General features: G+C 63.0%; 1 protein-coding gene. It reads right to left on the bottom strand.

All coding sequences use genetic code 11. The annotated features are described in order from the left end of the window. Window positions 1-360: 360 nt before the first annotated feature. A complete protein-coding gene (locus tag SNE35_RS32020; protein WP_320427131.1) occupies window positions 361-1377 on the bottom strand; it encodes an IS110 family RNA-guided transposase in 1017 nt (338 codons plus the stop codon). Window positions 1378-1490: the final 113 nt, after the last annotated feature.

Below are 1490 nucleotides of genomic sequence, written 5' to 3'. Positions count from 1 at the left end.
CTACAAGGGCTTCCCCAAGAGTCAAGCAAGACTTGACCCCTGACGATCGACGCGTCGACCATCCTGCTTAGGATCTCCGCTGGCTCCGCGACTGCAGTGGCGTCGAGCGATGAAGAAGAACAACGAGGTGCGGACTGGCCAAACTACAAACGGTCATGCTGCGGCGTCATCGATGCCGCGGACCCTGATGAAGGACGCACGCGGGTAACCCATTCGTTAGCCGGCAGTGCAGGACTGCCCTCAAGCTTATCGGTCACCACCCGCGCAGGTCCAAACCTGTTGTCATCAACGCTTGCCGTCACACGGCGGTGGAGTTCAATCGGTTGTTGTGAGTAATCTCTTGGGATGCAAGGTCCGCGGTCAGCTCGGCAACGCAAACGTCTCGCCTCGTCGCAACATCGCCCACGCCATCCGAGCGTTCTTAGCGGCGATGGCGACCACGGCTTTCCAGTAGCCGCGACGCTCTTGCAGTGCCACGGCCCAGCTGCTGAGCGAATCCGTCTTGCGTTTGGCCGCAGCCAGCAGTGCCTTGGCTCCCATCACCAACAGCGTTCTCAGATAGGCGTCACCCGCCTTGGTGATGCGCCCTAGGCGCGTCTTGCCGCCAGAGCTGTACTGGCCCGGCGTCAAACCCAGCCAGGCCGAGAACTGCCGTCCGCAGTCGAAGTCGTGCCCATTGCCGATCATCGCCAGCAGGCAGGTGGCGGTGGTCTCGCCGACACCGTCCAGGCGCATCAGTTGCCTGGCGCGCTCGTCCTCCTTGGCCATTGCCCTGATGTGCACATCGTACTGAGCGACCTGCTTGTCCAGGTGAGTCAACTCGCTGAGCAGATCGCCGATGACGGTGTTGGCGTAGCCGGGCAGATCCTCCAGGCACTCGCAGGCTCGCGTGCGTACCGTGGCAGCCTTCAGCGGCAGCACGATGCCGAACTCGCTGAGCAGGCCGCGGATGCGGTTGATGGTGGCGGTGCGCTGCTCGACAAAGCCCTGCCGCGCGCGATGCACCATTAACCAGGACTGCTGCTGCAGGCTCTTGATCGGAACAAAGCGCATGTGTGGGCGCTGAACAGCTTCGCAGATGGCGGCCGCGTCCGCTGCGTCGTTCTTGCCGCGCTTGCCCGTCATGCGGTACGGCGTGACGAACTTCGGGGCGATGAGCCGCACCGTGTGACCCCAACCCTGGAACAGCCGCGCCCAGTGATGCGCGCCCGAGCAAGCTTCCATGCCGATGACGCACGGCGGTAGCGAGGCGATCAGCTCATGCAGCTGTCCGCGCGGCACGGCCGGACGGACCAGTTCGGCCTTGCCGGCCTCGTTGATGCCGTGCACCGCGAAAACGTTCTTGGCGAGATCGATACCGACGGTGAGAATGCTCATGGACTTCCCCTTCCGGATGCGTTGATGAGATATCGCACTTCCCATCGTGGCATTCAGTTGCCGTTCGCCGCAACGCGGCCCATTCGGGACGGGGAAGTCCCTTTCATTCGTTA

This window comes from Roseateles agri (genome assembly GCF_034043675.1).
GTDB lineage: Bacteria > Pseudomonadota > Gammaproteobacteria > Burkholderiales > Burkholderiaceae_C > KK5.
This window is presented reverse-complemented; position numbering and strand designations above follow the sequence as displayed.